The organism is Pseudoalteromonas sp. MMG005 (assembly GCF_018101015.1).
Lineage (GTDB): Bacteria > Pseudomonadota > Gammaproteobacteria > Enterobacterales > Alteromonadaceae > Pseudoalteromonas > Pseudoalteromonas aurantia.
The window spans coordinates 35,011-53,410 of the sequence record NZ_JAGJEK010000027.1 but is presented as its reverse complement, the minus strand read 5'-3'; the positions used below and the strand labels follow the sequence as shown (position 1 = coordinate 53,410).

General features: G+C 41.5%; 16 protein-coding genes. 9 read left to right on the top strand and 7 right to left on the bottom strand.

Going from position 1 to position 18,400, the window contains the following annotated elements:
* Positions 1-113: 113 nt before the first annotated feature.
* Together clpA and clpS are read right to left on the bottom strand one after the other, a co-directional pair.
* Positions 114-2,381 (bottom strand): ATP-dependent Clp protease ATP-binding subunit ClpA, encoded by a 2,268-nt coding sequence (clpA, locus tag J8M01_RS19950; protein WP_210997174.1) that lies wholly within the window; start codon positions 2,379-2,381, stop codon positions 114-116.
* Positions 2,382-2,410: 29 nt separating this feature from the next.
* On the bottom strand, positions 2,411-2,728 hold the full coding sequence (clpS, locus tag J8M01_RS19945; protein WP_192507735.1) for an ATP-dependent Clp protease adapter ClpS: 318 nt from the start codon (positions 2,726-2,728) through the stop codon (positions 2,411-2,413).
* A gap of 197 nt (positions 2,729-2,925) precedes the next feature.
* On the opposite strand from clpS, the gene cspD reads away from it, so the two are divergent.
* The 8 genes from cspD to J8M01_RS19905 all read left to right on the top strand — a co-directional run bounded on the left by cspD (position 2,926) and on the right by J8M01_RS19905 (position 11,470).
* Positions 2,926-3,144 carry a cold shock domain-containing protein CspD gene (cspD, locus tag J8M01_RS19940; RefSeq protein WP_010363137.1) on the top strand — a complete coding sequence of 73 codons (219 nt, stop codon included), beginning with the start codon at positions 2,926-2,928 and terminating at the stop codon, positions 3,142-3,144.
* A 277-nt stretch (positions 3,145-3,421) separates the two neighbouring features.
* Entirely contained in the window at positions 3,422-5,644 is a 2,223-nt protein-coding gene (locus J8M01_RS19935; RefSeq protein ID WP_211059098.1) for an NADP-dependent isocitrate dehydrogenase, read from the top strand.
* Positions 5,645-5,827: 183 nt separating this feature from the next.
* A complete protein-coding gene (locus J8M01_RS19930) occupies positions 5,828-6,463 on the top strand; it encodes a pseudouridine synthase (RefSeq protein WP_211059097.1) in 636 nt (211 codons plus the stop codon).
* Between the two features lie 82 nt (positions 6,464-6,545).
* Positions 6,546-7,646, top strand: a complete 1,101-nt coding sequence (mnmA, locus tag J8M01_RS19925) for a tRNA 2-thiouridine(34) synthase MnmA (protein WP_192507738.1) — start codon at positions 6,546-6,548, stop codon at positions 7,644-7,646.
* Positions 7,646-8,248: a high frequency lysogenization protein HflD gene (gene hflD / locus J8M01_RS19920; protein WP_192507739.1), complete on the top strand. Its 603-nt coding sequence runs from the start codon at positions 7,646-7,648 to the stop codon at positions 8,246-8,248. The genes mnmA and hflD overlap by 1 nt, the downstream gene beginning before the upstream one ends.
* A gap of 34 nt (positions 8,249-8,282) precedes the next feature.
* Positions 8,283-9,653 carry an adenylosuccinate lyase gene (gene purB / locus J8M01_RS19915; protein WP_211059096.1) on the top strand — a complete coding sequence of 457 codons (1,371 nt, stop codon included), beginning with the start codon at positions 8,283-8,285 and terminating at the stop codon, positions 9,651-9,653.
* A 63-nt stretch (positions 9,654-9,716) separates the two neighbouring features.
* On the top strand, positions 9,717-10,871 hold the full coding sequence (locus J8M01_RS19910) for a cupin domain-containing protein (protein WP_211059095.1): 1,155 nt from the start codon (positions 9,717-9,719) through the stop codon (positions 10,869-10,871).
* A 140-nt stretch (positions 10,872-11,011) separates the two neighbouring features.
* Positions 11,012-11,470 carry a GNAT family N-acetyltransferase gene (locus J8M01_RS19905; protein ID WP_211049651.1) on the top strand — a complete coding sequence of 153 codons (459 nt, stop codon included), beginning with the start codon at positions 11,012-11,014 and terminating at the stop codon, positions 11,468-11,470.
* Here the strand turns inward: J8M01_RS19905 and J8M01_RS19900 are convergent.
* From J8M01_RS19900 to J8M01_RS19885, 4 genes are all read right to left on the bottom strand, one after another.
* Positions 11,454-11,891, bottom strand: a complete 438-nt coding sequence (locus J8M01_RS19900) for a DUF4826 family protein (protein ID WP_192507743.1) — start codon at positions 11,889-11,891, stop codon at positions 11,454-11,456. The genes J8M01_RS19905 and J8M01_RS19900 overlap by 17 nt on opposite strands.
* Positions 11,892-12,560: 669 nt before the next feature.
* Positions 12,561-13,790 (bottom strand): lipoprotein-releasing ABC transporter permease subunit, encoded by a 1,230-nt coding sequence (locus tag J8M01_RS19895; protein ID WP_211059094.1) that lies wholly within the window; start codon positions 13,788-13,790, stop codon positions 12,561-12,563.
* Positions 13,783-14,490: a lipoprotein-releasing ABC transporter ATP-binding protein LolD gene (lolD, locus tag J8M01_RS19890; RefSeq protein WP_210997168.1), complete on the bottom strand. Its 708-nt coding sequence runs from the start codon at positions 14,488-14,490 to the stop codon at positions 13,783-13,785. The genes J8M01_RS19895 and lolD overlap by 8 nt, the downstream gene beginning before the upstream one ends.
* A complete protein-coding gene (locus J8M01_RS19885) occupies positions 14,483-15,694 on the bottom strand; it encodes a lipoprotein-releasing ABC transporter permease subunit (RefSeq protein WP_211059093.1) in 1,212 nt (403 codons plus the stop codon). The genes lolD and J8M01_RS19885 overlap by 8 nt, the downstream gene beginning before the upstream one ends.
* A gap of 157 nt (positions 15,695-15,851) precedes the next feature.
* Between J8M01_RS19885 and J8M01_RS19880 the strand changes: the two genes are divergently transcribed.
* Positions 15,852-17,543: a SulP family inorganic anion transporter gene (locus J8M01_RS19880; protein ID WP_192508557.1), complete on the top strand. Its 1,692-nt coding sequence runs from the start codon at positions 15,852-15,854 to the stop codon at positions 17,541-17,543.
* Here the strand turns inward: J8M01_RS19880 and J8M01_RS19875 are convergent.
* The gene (locus tag J8M01_RS19875; RefSeq protein ID WP_211059092.1) at positions 17,467-18,366 is read right to left on the bottom strand and encodes a LysR family transcriptional regulator; all 900 of its coding nucleotides are present in this window, start codon (positions 18,364-18,366) and stop codon (positions 17,467-17,469) included. The genes J8M01_RS19880 and J8M01_RS19875 overlap by 77 nt on opposite strands.
* Positions 18,367-18,400: the final 34 nt, after the last annotated feature.

Sequence of the window (18,400 nt, the reverse complement as noted above, 5' to 3'; positions counted from 1 at the left end):
TAATCAACCTACTCAATGGTTGTTATAAAAAGTCTATTGAGCAGGGCTTATATAGCCCAAAACAAAAAGCCTAGCATTGCTAGGCTTTTTGACATTAGTTACATAATGAATGCTTATGCAGAAACAAGCGCGTTTTCATAAGTAAATGCAATTTTGTTATCCTTAATACACACTTTAACTGATCCGCCATCGACTAACTCACCAAATAGTATTTCGTTAGCCAAAGGCTTTTTAAGCTGCTCTTGAATAACACGTGCCATTGGACGTGCCCCCATCGCCTTATCGTAGCCTAAATCTGCCAACCAAGACCGTGCTGCCGATGTGAGCTCTAAGTTCACAGACTTACGATCAAGCTGCGCCTGTAACTCAACAATAAACTTATCGACTACTTGTAACGTCACTTCTTTATCAAGATGATTAAACCAAATAATATTATCTAAACGATTTCTAAACTCTGGTGTAAACACTTTATTGATTTCAGATAACGCATCATGCGAGTGATCTTGTTCCTGAAAACCAATAGACTGACGAACGGTTTCCTGAACACCAGCATTAGTTGTCATAACTAATACAACATTTCTAAAATCCGCTTTTCGGCCGTTGTTATCTGTCAACGTACCGTGATCCATAACTTGAAGTAAGATGTTGTAGATATCCGGGTGAGCTTTTTCTATTTCATCTAGTAAAACCACTGAATGAGGATGCTTTATCACAGCATCAGTTAACAATCCGCCTTGTTCATAGCCTACATAACCAGGAGGCGCACCAATTAATCGGCTCACAGCATGGCGTTCAGAATACTCTGACATATCGAAGCGTATAAATTCGACCCCCATACATTTGCCGAGCTGCTTCGTCACTTCTGTTTTACCAACTCCGGTTGGTCCCGCGAACAAAAACGAGCCTATTGGCTTATCTTCATTTGCAAGTCCTGAACGAGACAATCTAATCGCTGACGTAAGTGCATCGATTGACTGGTCTTGTCCAAAAACCAACATTTTCAAATTGCGGTCCAAGTTTTTGAGGGTGTCTTTGTCGCTTGAAGAAACACTTTGCTGTGGGATCCTCGCAATTTTTGACACAATCATTTCAATATCAGATACACCAATGGTCTTTTTACGGCGTGACACAGGAAGTAAACGTTGATTCGCTCCCGCCTCATCAATAACATCAATTGCTTTATCTGGTAGCTGGCGTTCATTTATATACTTTGCACTTAACTCAGCGGCAGCGCGCAGCGCTTTTTGTGTATAACGAATGCCATGATGTTCTTCATAACGCTCTTTCAGCCCATATAGAATTTTTGTTGTATCTGCCACACTTGGTTCCACAACATCAATTTTTTGGAAACGGCGAACCAATGCTCTGTCTTTTTCAAAGATATTTTTAAACTCGTTGTATGTTGTCGAACCCATACAGCGCAATTGGCCACTCGATAACAGCGGTTTAATTAAATTAGAGGCATCCATGACTCCGCCAGATGCTGCACCCGCCCCTATTATTGTGTGAATTTCATCAATGAATAAAATAGCATGAGGTTTTGCTTGCAACTCTTTCAGTAGTGCTTTGAAACGTTTTTCAAAGTCTCCTCGGTATTTCGTACCCGCTAACAAAGCCCCCATGTCTAACGAATAAACAACTGCATCCTCAATAACATCTGGCACTTGGTTGTTTACAATTCGATATGCCAACCCTTCAGCTATCGCTGTTTTACCAACACCAGCTTCACCCACAAGCAAAGGGTTATTCTTTTTACGACGACATAGCACCTGAACCGTTCGTTCGACTTCTTCATCACGGCCCACTAATGGGTCGATCTGACCAGCTTGCGCCATTACATTAAGATTCGCAGTGAAGTTTTCTAATTTAGATTTCTCTTCATTTTGGATGTCATTTGATTCTTCATGTATTTCTTCATGATCGTCATGATCCGACTCATCATCGTCTGACTTAGCGATACCATGGGATATAAAGTTAACAATATCTAACCGACTAATATCACTTTTCTTAAGCAAATATACAGCTTGACTCTCTTGCTCTGAAAAAATAGCCACAAGTACATTTACACCTGTAACTTCACTACGCCCTGACGATTGAACATGGAACACAGCACGCTGTAACACTCGCTGAAACCCAAGTGTAGGCTGAGTCTCTCTATCTTCTTCTAAATCTGGTAAGACCGGCGTTGTCTCATCTATAAACTCTGACAGCTCTCGCTTTAGAGTCTCAGTATTAACACCACAGGCGCCTAACGCTTCTCCTGCAGATGGATTATCAATAAGCGCCAAAAGTAAGTGCTCTACTGTCATAAATTCATGACGGCGTGTACGAGCTTCACGAAATGCGGCGTTTAAGGTTATTTCTAGATCTTTGTTTAGCATTGGCAACCCCCAAACGAGAATTAAAAAGGTTATTCTTGCTCACAACTACAAAGCAACGGGTGTTCATTGTCGCGAGCGTAACGATTGACCTGCTCAGCCTTTGTGTGCGCTATATCGGCAGGATATATTCCACATACAGCCTTCCCTTCGTGATGAATTTGTAACATCACATCAGTTGCTCTTTCGCTATCCATATTAAAAAATGTCACTAAAATTTCGATTACAAAATCCATTGGAGTGTAATCGTCATTGTTTAAAATGACCTTGTACTTACGCGGAGGGCTAAGCTTTTGCTTCTCACTTTCACGTACCGTGTCTATAACACCTGAATCTTTTGTCCCACTCATAATTAAATATAGTCTTGTCTTGGTAACTCAAGCAAACTTGAATTAGAAAATAAATAAAATGTTAAAAAAAATAGTAAATAACTTGACTGACTGCCTATTTAAACTACAGTCGTACTAGATTGCTTTATATGGGCAGTCTAGCAAATTATAAAGTTTAGATTAACTAAATTTAGTCACTTATAGAAGGATGTAGAAGTATGGCTTGCGGAAAAGTCAAGTGGTTCAATAACGCCAAAGGGTTTGGTTTCATCGTAGAAGACGGCAGCGAGGAAGATATCTTTGCCCATTACTCGACGATTGTAATGGATGGATACAAAACACTTAAAGCTGGTCAAGGTGTAACATTCGAGCTGCAAGAAGGCCCGAAAGGGTTACACGCTACCAACATCGCGCCAAGCGGTGAATTGTTAGTGTAACAGCAGCGATGACTATATAAAGCGAGTCGCATTCGCTGCTCGCTTCATTTTCTAAAACTTCCTTATATTTTTTCATTCTGGAACTTTAATTTTTTGAATTAGCCCCAATATGTAATGATTGATACAATTGCTACGTCTATTAGGTGGGTTAGATATTATTATTTTACCTAAAGTAAAAATATCTAACAAACTTGCTATACCCTTTTGCCTTAGGCAACATAGCGTTCCCTTTGCATTGTTGAATGGCTTTTAGAGGCCACAAATTCTAGGAATGATGATGACATCAAAAATTATTTACACTAAAACAGATGAAGCTCCAGCTTTAGCAACTTACTCTTTACTCCCTATTATTCAGGCGTACACTAACGTAGCCGGTGTAGAAGTCGAGACTCGAGATATTTCATTAGCTGGCCGTATCATTGCTAATTTCCCTGACTTTTTAACTGAAGAGCAACGTATCGGTGATGCACTTGCTGAACTTGGTGAGCTGGCTAAAACGCCTGAAGCAAATATCATCAAACTGCCTAACATCAGTGCATCTGTACCACAATTACACGCAACCATTAAAGAACTTCAAGCAAAAGGCTATGCACTTCCTGATTACCCAGCTGAGCCACAAGATGAAAAGCAAGCTGCGATTAAAGCAACTTACGATAAAATCAAAGGCAGCGCAGTAAACCCAGTACTTCGTGAAGGTAACTCTGACCGCCGCGCACCAGCATCAGTAAAAGCATATGCACGTAAAAACCCACACTCAATGGGCGCATGGGCTAAAGATTCACAGTCTTATGTTGCAAGCATGACTGATGGCGATTTCTTCGGTTCAGAGCAGTCAACTACGGTTGAGCAAGCCACCAATGTGCGCATTGAGCATATTGCAAGTAATGGTGATGTAACTACGCTTAAAGCAAGCACTGCATTGTTAGCAGGCGAAATTATTGATGCTTCGCGTATGAGTGTTTCTGCATTGCAAGACTTCCTTGCCGCGGAGATTGCATCAGCAAAAGATAAAGGCGTACTATTCTCATTGCATATGAAAGCAACAATGATGAAAGTATCTGATCCAATCATTTTTGGCCATGCTGTTAAAGTATTCTATAAAGACGTATTCACTAAGCATGCTGCACTATTTGCAGAGCTAGGTGTTGACGTAAACAACGGTTTAGGTGATGTATATACAAAAATACAACAACTAGATGACGCAAAACGTGCTGAAGTAGAAGCTGATATCGCAGCCGTATATGAAAGTAGCCCAAGCATTGCAATGGTTGATTCCGATCGTGGTATCACAAACCTACACGTCCCAAGTGACGTGATCATTGATGCGTCAATGCCAGCAGCTATTCGTACAAGCGGTCAAATGTGGAACACAGCAGGTAAGCAGCAAGATACCAGCTTTGTTATTCCTGACCGTTGTTATTCTGGCGTTTACCAAGCAACTATCGACTTCTGTAAAGAACACGGTGCGTTTGATCCTCGTACAATGGGTACTATCCCGAACGTGGGCCTAATGGCACAAAAAGCAGAAGAGTATGGTTCTCATGATAAAACATTTGAAGCACCATCAGCAGGTACAATTCGCGTTGTAGATGCAAATGATACCGTGCTACTTCAACATGATGTTGAGCAAGGCGATATCTGGCGCATGTGTCAGGTAAAAGATGCACCAATTAAAGATTGGGTTAAACTTGCTGTAAACCGTGCTCGCGCAACCGGTGTTCCAGCTGTATTCTGGTTAGATGCAAACCGAGCTCACGACGCTCAGCTTATTGAAAAAGTAAACACATACCTTGCAGATCATGACACTGCTGGTTTAGAGCTGCTGATCAAAGCACCTGTTGCAGCAACAGAGTACTCTTTAGCGCGCATGAAAGAAGGAAAAGATACCATTTCAGTTACAGGTAACGTACTACGTGACTACTTGACTGATTTATTCCCAATTCTTGAGCTAGGTACCAGCGCAAAAATGCTGTCTATCGTGCCACTAATGAATGGTGGTGGCCTATTTGAAACTGGCGCGGGTGGTTCAGCACCTAAGCATGTGCAACAATTTGAAAAAGAAAACCATTTACGTTGGGACTCGTTAGGTGAGTTTTTAGCGCTAGCGGCGTCACTTGAGCACCTGAGTCAAACTACTGGTAATGCCAAAGCACAAGTACTTGCTGATACGCTTGATCAAGCAACAGGCAAATTCTTAGATGAAAATAAATCACCTTCTCGCCGTGTAAATGAGCTGGATAACCGAGGTAGTCATTTCTTCTTGTCACTTTATTGGGCTCAGTCTTTGGCGGCTCAAACAACTGATACTGAACTTCAAACTACATTCGCTGCTTACGCTGAAACACTAACAGCACAGGCACAAACAATTGTTGACGAGCTAAACAATGCTCAAGGCGTGGCTAAAGACGTTGGCGGTTACTTCCAGCCTAATGACGATATTGCCTATGCAGCAATGCGTCCGAGCAAAACATTTAACGATATCTTGGCAACCCTTGTATAATTGTTAATGTTTCTAATTTAAAGGGTAGCCATTGCTACCCTTTTTCTTTAATAGACTACACGCCTTCAACAAGTCATATTTTACCTGTAAAAATTAAATCTGCGACCAAAGTCACAAAATGTGGGCACTCTTGCACGTCAATTGATATAATCTTGCTCCTCGACTTTCACGCTCGGTTATAACATGGTATACAAAGCACGTTCATCTTCTCGAAACACACCAAAATCCTCACGACCAAGTCACCGAAAAACAACAAAACCAAGTATTGCGCCAGAAGATGTCAAAATTGTTTTGTTCAATAAGCCGTTCGATGTGTTGTGTCAGTTCACTGATGATCAAAACCGTGAAACACTTGCACAATATGTGAAAGAGAAAGGAGTGTATGCTGCTGGCCGACTGGATAGAGATAGCGAAGGGTTATTGCTACTCACAAATTGTGGTAAATTACAGCACAAGCTCACCGACCCAAAGAAAAAAACCGACAAAACATACTGGGTTCAAGTTGAAGGAGTTCCTGAGCAAAAAGATATTGATGCGTTATGTTCTGGCGTCGAGCTCAAAGATGGTTTAACACGCCCTGCGAAAGTAAAAATAATTCCCGAACCGAGTATTTGGCCACGTAACCCACCAATAAGAGAACGAGCAAATATCCCAACGACTTGGTTAAGCGTCACCATTAATGAGGGAAAGAATAGGCAAGTTCGCAGAATGACCGCACATATTGGCCACCCAACACTACGACTAATTCGCTCCCAGATCGGTAAATTTACGCTCGATGGATTAAAAAACGGCCAATATAAAGTACTAAATAACCGATGATATTCATCTCGACTTTTAGCCACACACATTTGCGTGCTATAATCACGGCCTTTAAAAATCACATAGATTTACAGCAAAAATTATGAGCGATAATAGTCACATTAAAGTCATCGTTGGTATGTCCGGCGGTGTTGATTCTTCAGTTTCAGCTTACCTCTTAAAAGAACAGGGCTACCAAGTAGAAGGCCTATTCATGAAAAACTGGGAAGAAGATGATAATGATGAATATTGCGCTGCTGCTGAAGACTTAAAAGATGCCCAAGCAGTATGTGATAAGTTAAATATTGAACTCCACACTGTTAATTTTGCCGCAGAGTATTGGGACAATGTATTTGAATACTTCCTCGCTGAATATAAAGCAGGCCGTACACCAAATCCTGATATTATGTGTAACAAAGAAATTAAATTTAAAGCCTTTTTAGAGTTTGCCGCACAAGCACTTGGTGCCGATTATATTGCCACAGGGCATTATGTACAGCGTGAAGAACGTGACGGTAAATTTGTTATGTGTCGTGGACTCGATGATAACAAAGATCAAAGCTACTTCTTATACACATTAAGTCATGAACATATCGCACAAACCCTTTTTCCGGTCGGCGAAATAGAAAAACCAGAAGTGCGCCGCATTGCTGAAGAACAAGATTTAATTACCCATGACAAAAAAGACAGTACCGGTATTTGCTTCATTGGTGAGCGCAAGTTTAAAGACTTTTTGCAAAAATTCTTACCAGCACAACCGGGTAAGATAGAAGACACGGATGGACTAACCGTCGGCGATCATGAAGGTCTTATGTACCATACCCTTGGTCAACGAAAAGGCTTATTAATTGGCGGCATGAAAGAAGGTAACGGTGAGCCATGGTATGTGGTAGATAAAGACATTGAACGCAACGTTTTAGTGGTTGGCCAAGGTAAAGACCACCCTCGCCTATTCAGCAACGGTTTAAATGCTGACCAGTTACATTGGGTCGATAGAGTTGGCCCACAAGGCACACTACGCTGCACGGTAAAAACTCGCTACCGCCAAACCGATATTGCATGTACCTTACTCGTTGGTCAAGATGGGTTGGCGCGTGTGTTATTCGACGCGCCTCAAAAAGCTGTCACACCAGGCCAATCAGCCGTTTTCTACTTAAATGACGTATGCTTAGGTGGCGGCATTATAGACTCGGTGATTAAATAATGGCAGCAGAATATGTCATGCCGCTTGCGGCTATGTGTCAAATTACCAAGCTAGTTCAAAAGGTCTCTAAATATGGACAGTTTGCTGAAACAGATGTTGCAAGCTTTTTAAAAAGTATTGTAAATCTTTCCCCAGAAAAACCTTCCGATGTCTATGAAGACAGCTTTGCTCTGAAGTCTGGTTTACGGACTTTGGTTGAGCAATTAACCCCAGCTGGTGAAAAAGACGTTGAAATGGTCAAATATGTTGGTGGGCTAATGCAATTAGAAAGAGCGCTTGCTAATAACCCTCAAGCGCTAAGTGAGCTGGCTCGTCGTTTAAAAGATGTAGAGCGTCAATTACAACACTTTGAAGTGTGTGATAGTACTATCATCGCCGCATTTGCTGACATATATAGTGAAGTATTGAGTCCGTTAGGACAAAAAATTCAAATCTTTGGCAAACCAGAGATTTTGAAGCAACCTGGCACTCAACAAAAAATTAGAGCGCTGCTCCTTGCAGGGATCCGCAGCGCAGTACTTTGGCGACAACTAGGTGGCAAACGCCGTCAGTTTTTCTTTGGTAAAAAGAAAATTATCGCAGAAGCACAAAATAGAATTTAAATATCGTTCAAAACCAATTAGTTTAGGAGAAATTATGGAGCTTTCAGCGTTAACCGCTATCTCTCCAGTAGATGGTCGCTACGGCAGTAAAACTGCTGAGCTTAGAAGCATCTTCAGTGAGTTTGGCTTAATTAAATACCGTGTAACGGTTGAAGTACGCTGGTTGCAAGCTTTAGCGAAAGCTGAAGGCATTGCAGAAGTGCCTGCATTTAGTGATGAAGCAAATGCGCTTCTAGACAGCATAGTGACCAATTTTAGTGAAGCCGATGCTGCACGCGTAAAAGAAATTGAAAGCACAACGAACCACGATGTTAAAGCCGTTGAGTATTTACTAAAAGAAAAAGTTGCTAATAACGCTGAGTTACACGCTGTAAACGAATTCATTCATTTCGCTTGTACCTCTGAAGATATCAACAATCTATCTCACGGCCTAATGCTAACAGAAGCGCGTGATGAAGTATTGTTACCTTATTGCGACAAATTGCTTGCTGCAATCAAAGAAAAAGCGATTGAATACCGCTCAATTCCAATGATGACTCGTACGCATGGCCAACCTGCGTCTCCATCAACTATGGGTAAAGAGTTTGCAAACGTGTATGTACGCTTACAACGTCAGCGTAATCAAATTGCGGCAGTTTCTATTCTTGGTAAAGCCAATGGTGCTGTAGGTAACTACAACGCACACCTAAGTGCATACCCTGACTATAACTGGCATCAACATGCAGAACAGTTTGTGACAAGCCTCGGTTTGACTTGGAATGCATTCACAACTCAAATTGAACCGCATGACTATATTGCCGAGCTTTTTGATGCAGTAGCCCGCTTTAACACGATTTTACTCGATTTTGATCGTGATGCATGGGGTTACATAGCACTAAATCACTTTAAGCAGAAAACCATTGCTGGTGAAATTGGTTCATCAACTATGCCGCATAAAGTAAACCCAATTGACTTCGAAAACTCAGAAGGTAACTTAGGACTAGCTAATGCGATTTTCTCGCACCTAGCACAAAAGTTACCTGTGTCTCGCTGGCAACGTGACTTAACGGATTCTACCGTGTTACGTAACCTAGGTGTCGGTATGGGTTATACGCTCATTGCATACCAAGCCACCCTTAAAGGTGTGAGCAAGCTTGAAGTAAACGCTGATCGTTTACTCGAAGAGCTAGACCAAAACTGGGAGCTACTTGCAGAGCCAATTCAAACTGTGATGCGTAAATACGGTATTGAAAAGCCATATGAAAAGCTAAAAGAACTGACCCGTGGTAAGCGTGTTAATCAAGAGATCATGGCTGAGTTTATAGACGGTTTGGAACTGCCTGATCACGCTAAAGCTGAAATGAAATTAATGACACCAGCAAACTACATTGGTCGTGCTGAAGCATTTATCGACGAACTAGTATAACTCGCTCGTAAGTTAAATTTTAAAGCGAAAGAGCTCCTCTTTCGCTTTTTTTATGGAATAACCATGTACGAATTGACAATAAACCAATTAAGCCAAGCTGAGTTTCTCTCACAATATTGGCAAAAACGTCCTTTACTGATCAAAGGTGGCTTTACTGAATTTGAAGACCCTATCGAGCCTGAAGAGCTTGCGGGGCTTGCGATGGAAGAAAGTATAGAGTCACGTTTAATCACTAATCATAATAACGATTGGCAATCGTTCCATGGGCCATTCGAAGATTTTGCTAAACTTACAGACCAGCATAGCACGTTACTTGTTCAAGCCGTTGATCATTGGCACCCAGTTGCTGCGCAACTACTTGAACCGTTTCGCTTTATACCTAACTGGCGCATAGATGATTTAATGGTCAGCTACTCTACACCTCACGGTGGTGTGGGACCACACTTAGATCAATATGACGTGTTTATAATTCAAGGACAAGGGAAACGCCACTGGCGTGTAGGTTTACCTGATACAAGCCTAAAGCAATTTGCACAAAACAAAAGCCTACTTCAAGTTGAGCAGTTTAATGCCACTATTGATGCTGTGTTAGAGCCCGGCGATATTTTATATATACCACCAGGATGTCCCCATGAAGGCTATGCGGTAGAAAATGCACTTAACTACTCTGTTGGTTTTAGAGCACCGGACCAGAAAGATTTTTTATCCGGCTTTGCCGACCACCTCATTGACTCTGAAACTGGAAATACGCGGTATTCCGATCCTATGTTGTCTCTTCGTGATTCAAAGGGTGAATTGAGTTCACAAGAAGTAGCCGGTATTCAGGCACTTATGCAAGATGCCCTGAACGACCCTGACCAGCTAAAACATTGGCTTGGTGCTATGCTCAGCCAACCTAAGCATGATATGGACTTGGCACCACTTGACCCCCCCCTACAACACACAGAGCTGGAAAGTTACATTACACCGAATGACATAATAGAACGTGCTGGTGGCGTCAGAGCAATTTATCAAAAACTAGCTCACTCTATCGTTTTAAGTGTTAACGGAGAAACCTTTAACCTAGCACTAAAGCACTTAGAGGCAATTAAGTTACTGACTGATTTTCCTTGCTTTTCAGCTTCTATGTTGGAAGAATCATTAAATTGCATTGAATTTGCACAAATGTTAACTAAACTAATAAATGAGGGAACGTATTTCTTACAAGAAGATGACTGATCTCGTATTACCTTACTGTATACGGATCACAGGTTTCCCCTGCTTTTTTAAGTTTAACTTATTCATCATTATGAATAAGTGTGGCTGTTTGCACTTAGTTAGCAGGTTAAAGCCATGGTTTTGTGCTTTGCGGAGGAATCATGAATTACCACGTCGACAGAGTCAATTGGCAACAAACTCAAAAACAGTTAAAGCAAATAAGAGAGCGTGTCTTTGTCTATGAATTCCATATGCCTATGGAAGTCGAATTTGATGGATTAGACTCACATTCAGAACATGTAATAATCAGCGATGAAAAACATGAACCCGTTGGCACTGGCCGGTTGTGTCCTGACGGACTGATCAGCCGTATTGCAGTGATACAGGCCCATCGAAATCGCTCTGCGTACAGCTCTCTCCTTAACTTCCTTGTGTACATCGCAAAAGAGAGAGGTTTAAATGATATCTTTGTGAATTGTATACTGCAAGAAGTGCCCAACTTCATTGAAAATGGGTTTTTAAAGCAAGGTTGTGTTTTTATGGAAGCAGGGATCCCAAGACAAAAGCTCAAGTGCCCTATTTCTTCATTTAAAACGGACCCTTTTACGATGCTTCATTAGCCCATAATTGGTCATTATCGGCCACATCATATAAGCCATGGGCACGGCTAATTAGCAAGTTTGCAAACTCAACTTGAGATGGATCGTGCCCAGCATTCGCCATTATTGAATCCGCTTTTATTTGCCATTGGTATGAAAAGTGTTTCATCACCGCACGTGCCGACGTCGCAGCTGTTACTTCAACATGATCTGTAGGTAACCTGCCCGTGATCACCCAATATGTTTTACCATTTTGTGCTTTCATTTTCCATACGGCACACAGTGGTGCTAAAAAGCGACTGTCTTTGTCTATAACAGCATTGGGAATAATACCTTTTTCGGCTAGATGTTTTTGGGCATTTTGAAAACACTCTCTTTGCCATTGAATTTCTCTTTGTTGTTTTTGTTCTTTTGTTAGCTCAGGTTGCTGCTGTTCACTCATATTATTACTTCTTAATACTAATTTAATGACATTAATGTAAGGGTTTGCCTAGCTACTTGCAACCAAAATGGTGCCATATATTTATCAGAGTTTCACTTTTGACAATATTTATACGCCACAAAACCTAGTTTTCAGTAAATAACCTGAGCCAAAACGAGGCTAAAATCATAATAAGTACGTTATATTCAGCATATAGCAGCATTATATTGGTTCTTATCCCAATTCACATTAATGCGTTAAATTAAATACACAATCGCCAGCATCATAGTATCGGACATTTATGTCATCAAAACGGATAGCAGCTTTTGGTTTATAACCATACAAATAGCTCAAAGTGGCCTCGCTTTCAAAGCACTATTCAGTAGCGTTACCATCTACTAGCTTGTCGGTATATGAGTAAACTTATCAGCACGTAATCCAAACCTTAACAAGCCTACTAGTATCACTAACCGCTTGAACACAGAATATAGCAAACTCAAAATTCCCATTCATTCGTTAGCAATACCGTCAGAAATAAGCATCTTCTGCTTGTTTTTAATTCTATTGTCGCGCCAATAAAAACGTAACATATACCCGAGGCAGCATGCCATAAAATCACCTCCAAAGGCAGTGTTTATACGAGCTCGTAGCAGCTGAGTTATAAGTAAACTCCTCAGCCTAATCCACGCTTTAGCCGTTGCCTAATACAGAGGCAGGTGCTGTTTTAGTTGCTTGCCAAGCGGGATAAACACTCGCCAGTAATGCCAAAATAAAAGTTACTCCTAACGTGACTAAAATATCAGACCAAATCAATTTAGACGGTAAAAATTCAACAAAATAGACCCCTGCCAACGGGTTATTATCAGTTTGAGTGAATATGGCATTGAATAAGTCAGGCAGATTAATCGCCAGTAATACCCCTAAGATAGTGCCAAACAGGGCACCAATTACTGCATAGCCAACTCCTTGTAAGGCAAATGTTGCAAATATCGTTCGATCTTTGGCGCCCATCGTTTTAAGTATCGCTATACTTGCTTGTTTTTCTTTCACTTCCATCACCATTGAGGAAACAATATTAAAACTCGCAACCGCAATAATCAAAAATACCACCAAAAAAACGATGGTGCGTACCATTTGAATATCTTGATATAAGCTCCCTTGGGTTCTAAACCAGCTATTCACATACACTAAATCAGGCAAACTACTACCAGCCGCCATGGCTATTTGATGTGCATTGAACACGTCTTGTACTTTCGCCCTTAGCCCTGTTGTTTGGTTCGGTTCCAAACCCAATGCGCTCTGTAAATCAGCCAAATTGACCAATGCAATAGATTCATCGATTGGACCACCCATTTTAACCAACCCAATAAGCGTGACACCAATACGCTTTGGTGCTGAAAGTGGCTGCTCTGCCTGTTTATTGGCGACCAGTAACGTTACTTTATCGCCAAGTGTCAAATTCAAGCTCGCTGCAATACGACTACCTAAAATCAGCGTGCCCGCAGCTAATTCATCTAAGTTACGTCCCTCAATATAACGCGATACTGAGGAAACCTTTGCATGAATATTCGGCTCCACACCTTTGACTTTTGCGGCTTTAAGTTGCCCTTTAAATTGCACCATAGCCGTTAAGTTGATTTCAGGCGCCGCAGCCGAAATAGCCTGATGCTGATTTAATAACTCGACTTTAGCGTGCCAATCATTAATGGGATCATAGGGTGCTTCGTAACTAACATGGGGCACAACAGACAATAATCGTTCTTCTAGTTGTTGTTCAAAGCCGTTGATAACCGACAATGCAATGATCAGTACCGCAACCCCCAGCATCACACCTAACGTTGATGCTTTACTTAACAAACTAACAAACCCAGTTTTTCGCTTAGATTGACGAAACCGCTTACTTAAATAAAGACTAAGCATGCTTAACTCCGGGTTTAACCGCAGCCTCTGACAGTACTCCATCATCCAGCTGTACACTTCGGCCTAACTTTGCCGCTAATTCCAAATCATGCGTCACCACCACAAAACTGGTTTGTAATTCACGATTCAATTGTGATAAAAGCTCGTATATTTTCATCGCGTTATGCTTGTCTAAATTGCCAGTGGGCTCATCCGCTAATACTAAAGCCGGTTTAGTCACTAAAGCACGTGCAATCGCAACCCGTTGGCGCTCACCACCTGAGAGTTCCGATGGTTTATGATCCGCCCTGTGCGCTAGTCCTACCTTATCTAGCATCTCATTTGCGCTGAGTTGTGCTTGTTGCTTTTTTATCCCTTGGATCAGAAGCGGCATCGCCACATTTTCTAACGCAGTAAATTCCATCAGTAAATGATGAAACTGATAAATAAAACCTAAATATTGATTTCTAAATTCAGCTTGATTGTTGCGAGATAAGGCAGCTACTTCTTGCCCCTTAATTTTCACGTTGCCACTTGATGCTTTATCTAAAGTACCCAAAATATGTAAAAGTGTACTTTTACCAGACCCAGAGCTGCCCACAATTGCCAACATTTCACCTTGTGTCACTGATAAGTTAACGCCTTTTAAAACCTCAACTTGATTTTTCCCATCTTGATACGACTTACCCAACTGCTTACATTCAATTACCAAATTACTCATATCTCAAAACCTCAGCGGGTAATACGTTAGCTGCTTTTTTAGCAGGATATAGCGTTGCAATAAAGCTCATTGTAACGCTGGCGGTCGCCATTGAAATCAGTCCTATTGGCGAAAATAATACCGGAAGCTTAGCGCCACCTAATAAAGACAAGCCTAAAATATCCAACACTTCGTTGATATTACTTGCAACTATCAGTCCCAAGATCAAACCAATTACAGTCCCTACTAAACCATTATAAAGGCCTTGTACCATAAAGACTCTCCCAATCATGTTGGGTGTAAATCCAAGCGTTTGCAATATTGCAACTTCTCCTTGTTTCTCTCGAACCATCATAGATAGCGCTGATAATATATTAAATACTGCGACAATGACGATTAAGCCCAATAACATTGACATGACGCGTTTTTCCATCGCAACAGCTGCAAACAAAGCCCCTTGCTGAGTCTGCCAATCATCCTTTTCATACCGGCTCAATAAGTCCGTAACTGAAGCATAAAAAGGTACTAATGCAAATGCATCTTTTAACGTGATGCTTATATCCATGTCACTGTTATCGGCTCGCCTCATCAATCGCCTCAAGCTTTTGCCATCTGAAAATGCCAAATGCATATCAGCTTCACTTTTTGAATTATATAAAGCGGCTACTGTAAATAAACGCTGCATCGGCACTCGACCTAATGGCGTATAACTGGTTACTTCGGGTAAAATTACCCGAACCTTGTCGCCGACACCAATACCAAGCTTATTCGCCAAATATCGACTCAGCACCAATTGATACTTTTTTTTATCGAGTGTTTGTAATTTACCCAATTCAATATGCTTACTTACTGCATTATCATATCCGCTAAATAGTCCCTGTAATCTAACTCCCATTAATTCTTGGTTGGTTTGTAAAATCACATCAGACGTAATATAGGGTTGCGCACGCTCTACCATTGCATGTGTGTTTAATCGCGATAAGACTTGTTCTATTTGTGCATTCTCAGCATTATCTGCTTTTAATTGCACATGAGGAATGAGATCTAACATTGCACTTTTTAACGACTGCTCAAAACCATTCATAACTGAGCTAACCGTGATCAGAGACATTAAACCTAACGCAATTCCTGCGATAGAAAAAAAAGAAATGAAAGAAATGAAAGCATTTCCCTTCGCTGCTTTGGCATATCTTAACCCAACAAATAGGCTAACTGGTTGAAACATGGTTGATTATGTCTACATTCAAGGCTAATAGTAAGCGATACTACCACAAAGCAATATGGCTTGGGTACGCGGCAAATTGTAAAAAAATATTGAAGTTCTGATAGTTAAAGGGACAATTTAGTGTAAAATGCGTGAAATCTCGCGGTATGGAAGTCCAATGTTGTCTTTATCTCGATTTAAGCACATGAATTTAAAGGGAGATTTATTCGGTGGTGTAACCACTGCGATAATTTCTCTACCTCTGGCCCTAGCATTTGGTGTTGCCTCAGGTGCTGGCGCTGAAGCCGGTATGTGGGGAGCGATCCTCGTAGGCCTATTTGCTGCCTTATTTGGCGGCTCCACTTCTTTGATCTCAGAACCAACAGGTCCGATGACGGTTATTATGACCGCGGTGCTCACAACCATGATGGCCACCTATCCTGAAAATGGCTTGGCAATGGGTTTCACTGTGGTCATGATGGCTGGCGCATTTCAAATACTGCTCGGTACGCTCAAACTTGGTAAGTATGTAACATTAATGCCCTATAGTGTTATTTCAGGATTCATGTCAGGTATTGGCGTAATACTTATCATCTTACAACTAGCGCCATTATTAGGCCATAAAGCGCCTATGGGCGGTGTGATTGGCACCCTTGAAGCACTTCCAAGTTTACTGTTAGATTTACATTTTTCTGAATTGTTTCTCGGTATCCTAACCTTAGGGATTCTGTTTTACTTACCGCAGAAATACCGTCAGTATGTACCTGCTCAACTGGTAGCCCTCGTTGCTATTACTTTAGTCTCGATTATCTTATTTGATACTGAAAGTATCCGTAGAATTGGCGAAATCCCCAGTGGACTACCCTCTATCGTTTGGCCAACTTTTACCGCCGACTTGTTTACTGAGATGGTGATTGATGCGTTGGTCTTAGGTACATTGGGGTGCATTGATACCCTATTAACCGCCGTTATTGGCGATAGCTTAACGCGTACCGAACACGACTCAGATAAAGAACTTCGCGGTCAAGGTATTGCAAATATGATATCCGGTTTGTGTGGTGCACTCCCAGGCGCAGGCGCAACCATGGGCACCGTCGTTAATGTACAAGTTGGCGCACGTTCTCCACTGGCTGGGATTTTTCGTGCGTTAATTTTAATGGCTGTTGTCTTTGTTGCTGGTAGTTTAACCGAACCCATTCCGATGGCCGTACTCGCAGGTATTGCCGTGTACGTTGGTTTCAATATCTTAGATTGGAGCTTTATCCAACGTGCCCACAAACTTAGTCTAATGCAAATGGCTATTATGTACGGTGTCATGCTATTGACCGTTTTCGTTGACTTAATTGTCGCAGTTGGTCTCGGTGTGTTTATATCAAACATTCTGGTGATCGAGCGCTTAAGTCAAGTACAAGCCGAGCAAGTGAAAGCCATTAGTGATACCGACGACGATGTGCCAATGACTGAACTAGAGCGCAACTTATTTGAACAAGCCAAAGGACAATTGCTCTATTTTTATCTCTCTGGCCCCATGATTTTTAGTGTCTCTAAAGCGATTGCACGCCAACATCGTGATATCAACAAATACCAGGCTATGGTACTTGATTTAAGTGATGTTGCGATGCTTGATGTCACCGTAAGCTTAGCACTTGAGAATGCAATTAAGGATGCACTCGATGCCAATTGTAAAGTCTTTATTTTCTCACCAAACAAAGAGACTTGCGATCGCCTTCATCGATTTAACATTCGTGAAAAACTCGGTAGCGATGCTTTTTGTGATAGCCGTGAAGATGCGCTCAATCAAGCCCTCTCTGCGATGGAGTTTGCGGGTCAAAATGTGCAGCCAAATAATCCAGCAGCAAGCGTAAGCTAGTCGGCATATATTGTCTGGGCGGATAAACCGCCCAGATCCCTTCACGCTTTGGTTTAAAGTTTGGTAATATCTCTATCAGCTGCTTGTTTTCTAATGCTTTTTCGACATAGTAATGTGGCAGCTGGACTAACCCTAAATCTTTACACGCAGCATCGAGCAAAGCCCAACCACTATTACAGCTCAACGGTCCGCTGACTTTAATATTTCGCTCTTTATTCTTATCAAAAAAACGCCAATAACTGCTATTTCCCACTAAACAAGCATGTTCCGCCAATTCATTCAAGCTATGCGGTTGCCCATGATGATTCAAATACTCAGGTGACGCACAAACTAACGTATTTCGCCACGAAAGCCGCCTTGCTTTCAAGCTTGAGTCTTTCAAATGACCCAAACGAATTGCAATATCAAAGCCCATAGCCACTAAGTCTAGTTGCTCATTCGACAGTAACATTTCCACTTTTACCTTAGGGTAACTTGTCATAAAGTCATGAACAATCGGCATTATATAGTGTTCACCATACATTACAGGCGCGGTCAGTTTAAGTGTGCCTGTTGGTTGCTGGTCTCTTTGGCGCAGTGCCAATGTGGCATCATCATATGCATGCTGTAAATGTCTCGCATGCGTTAGAAACACTTCACCCTCTTGCGTTAATGCCAATTTTCGAGTTGTTCTTGTCAGTAGCTGATGATCTAATTGCTGCTCTAGCTCTTTTACCCGTCGACTCACTTGTGCAACCGAAGTATCTAGGATCTTGGCCGCCTGTGTAAATGAACCACTTGTTGCAACCGCAACGAATTCATCAATACCAATCCATCTATCCATTATTACAAATCTGTAAAAGTATTTTTTATAATTA

What these genes read in the sequence shown, in the direction of transcription:
- clpA (WP_210997174.1), bottom strand. Translation starts at nt 2,381, where the DNA reads ATGCTAAACAAAGATCTAGAAATAACCTTAAACGCCGCATTTCGTGAA.
- clpS (WP_192507735.1), bottom strand. Translation starts at nt 2,728, where the DNA reads ATGAGTGGGACAAAAGATTCAGGTGTTATAGACACGGTACGTGAAAGT.
- lolD (WP_210997168.1), bottom strand. Translation starts at nt 14,490, where the DNA reads ATGAGTAATTTGGTAATTGAATGTAAGCAGTTGGGTAAGTCGTATCAA.
- J8M01_RS19880 (WP_192508557.1), top strand. Translation starts at nt 15,852, where the DNA reads ATGTTGTCTTTATCTCGATTTAAGCACATGAATTTAAAGGGAGATTTA.
- J8M01_RS19885 (WP_211059093.1), bottom strand. Translation starts at nt 15,694, where the DNA reads ATGTTTCAACCAGTTAGCCTATTTGTTGGGTTAAGATATGCCAAAGCA.
- J8M01_RS19895 (WP_211059094.1), bottom strand. Translation starts at nt 13,790, where the DNA reads ATGCTTAGTCTTTATTTAAGTAAGCGGTTTCGTCAATCTAAGCGAAAA.
- J8M01_RS19935 (WP_211059098.1), top strand. Translation starts at nt 3,422, where the DNA reads ATGACATCAAAAATTATTTACACTAAAACAGATGAAGCTCCAGCTTTA.
- cspD (WP_010363137.1), top strand. Translation starts at nt 2,926, where the DNA reads ATGGCTTGCGGAAAAGTCAAGTGGTTCAATAACGCCAAAGGGTTTGGT.
- J8M01_RS19900 (WP_192507743.1), bottom strand. Translation starts at nt 11,891, where the DNA reads ATGAGTGAACAGCAGCAACCTGAGCTAACAAAAGAACAAAAACAACAA.
- J8M01_RS19875 (WP_211059092.1), bottom strand. Translation starts at nt 18,366, where the DNA reads ATGGATAGATGGATTGGTATTGATGAATTCGTTGCGGTTGCAACAAGT.
- J8M01_RS19905 (WP_211049651.1), top strand. Translation starts at nt 11,012, where the DNA reads ATGAATTACCACGTCGACAGAGTCAATTGGCAACAAACTCAAAAACAG.
- J8M01_RS19910 (WP_211059095.1), top strand. Translation starts at nt 9,717, where the DNA reads ATGTACGAATTGACAATAAACCAATTAAGCCAAGCTGAGTTTCTCTCA.
- J8M01_RS19930 (WP_211059097.1), top strand. Translation starts at nt 5,828, where the DNA reads ATGGTATACAAAGCACGTTCATCTTCTCGAAACACACCAAAATCCTCA.
- purB (WP_211059096.1), top strand. Translation starts at nt 8,283, where the DNA reads ATGGAGCTTTCAGCGTTAACCGCTATCTCTCCAGTAGATGGTCGCTAC.
- hflD (WP_192507739.1), top strand. Translation starts at nt 7,646, where the DNA reads ATGGCAGCAGAATATGTCATGCCGCTTGCGGCTATGTGTCAAATTACC.
- mnmA (WP_192507738.1), top strand. Translation starts at nt 6,546, where the DNA reads ATGAGCGATAATAGTCACATTAAAGTCATCGTTGGTATGTCCGGCGGT.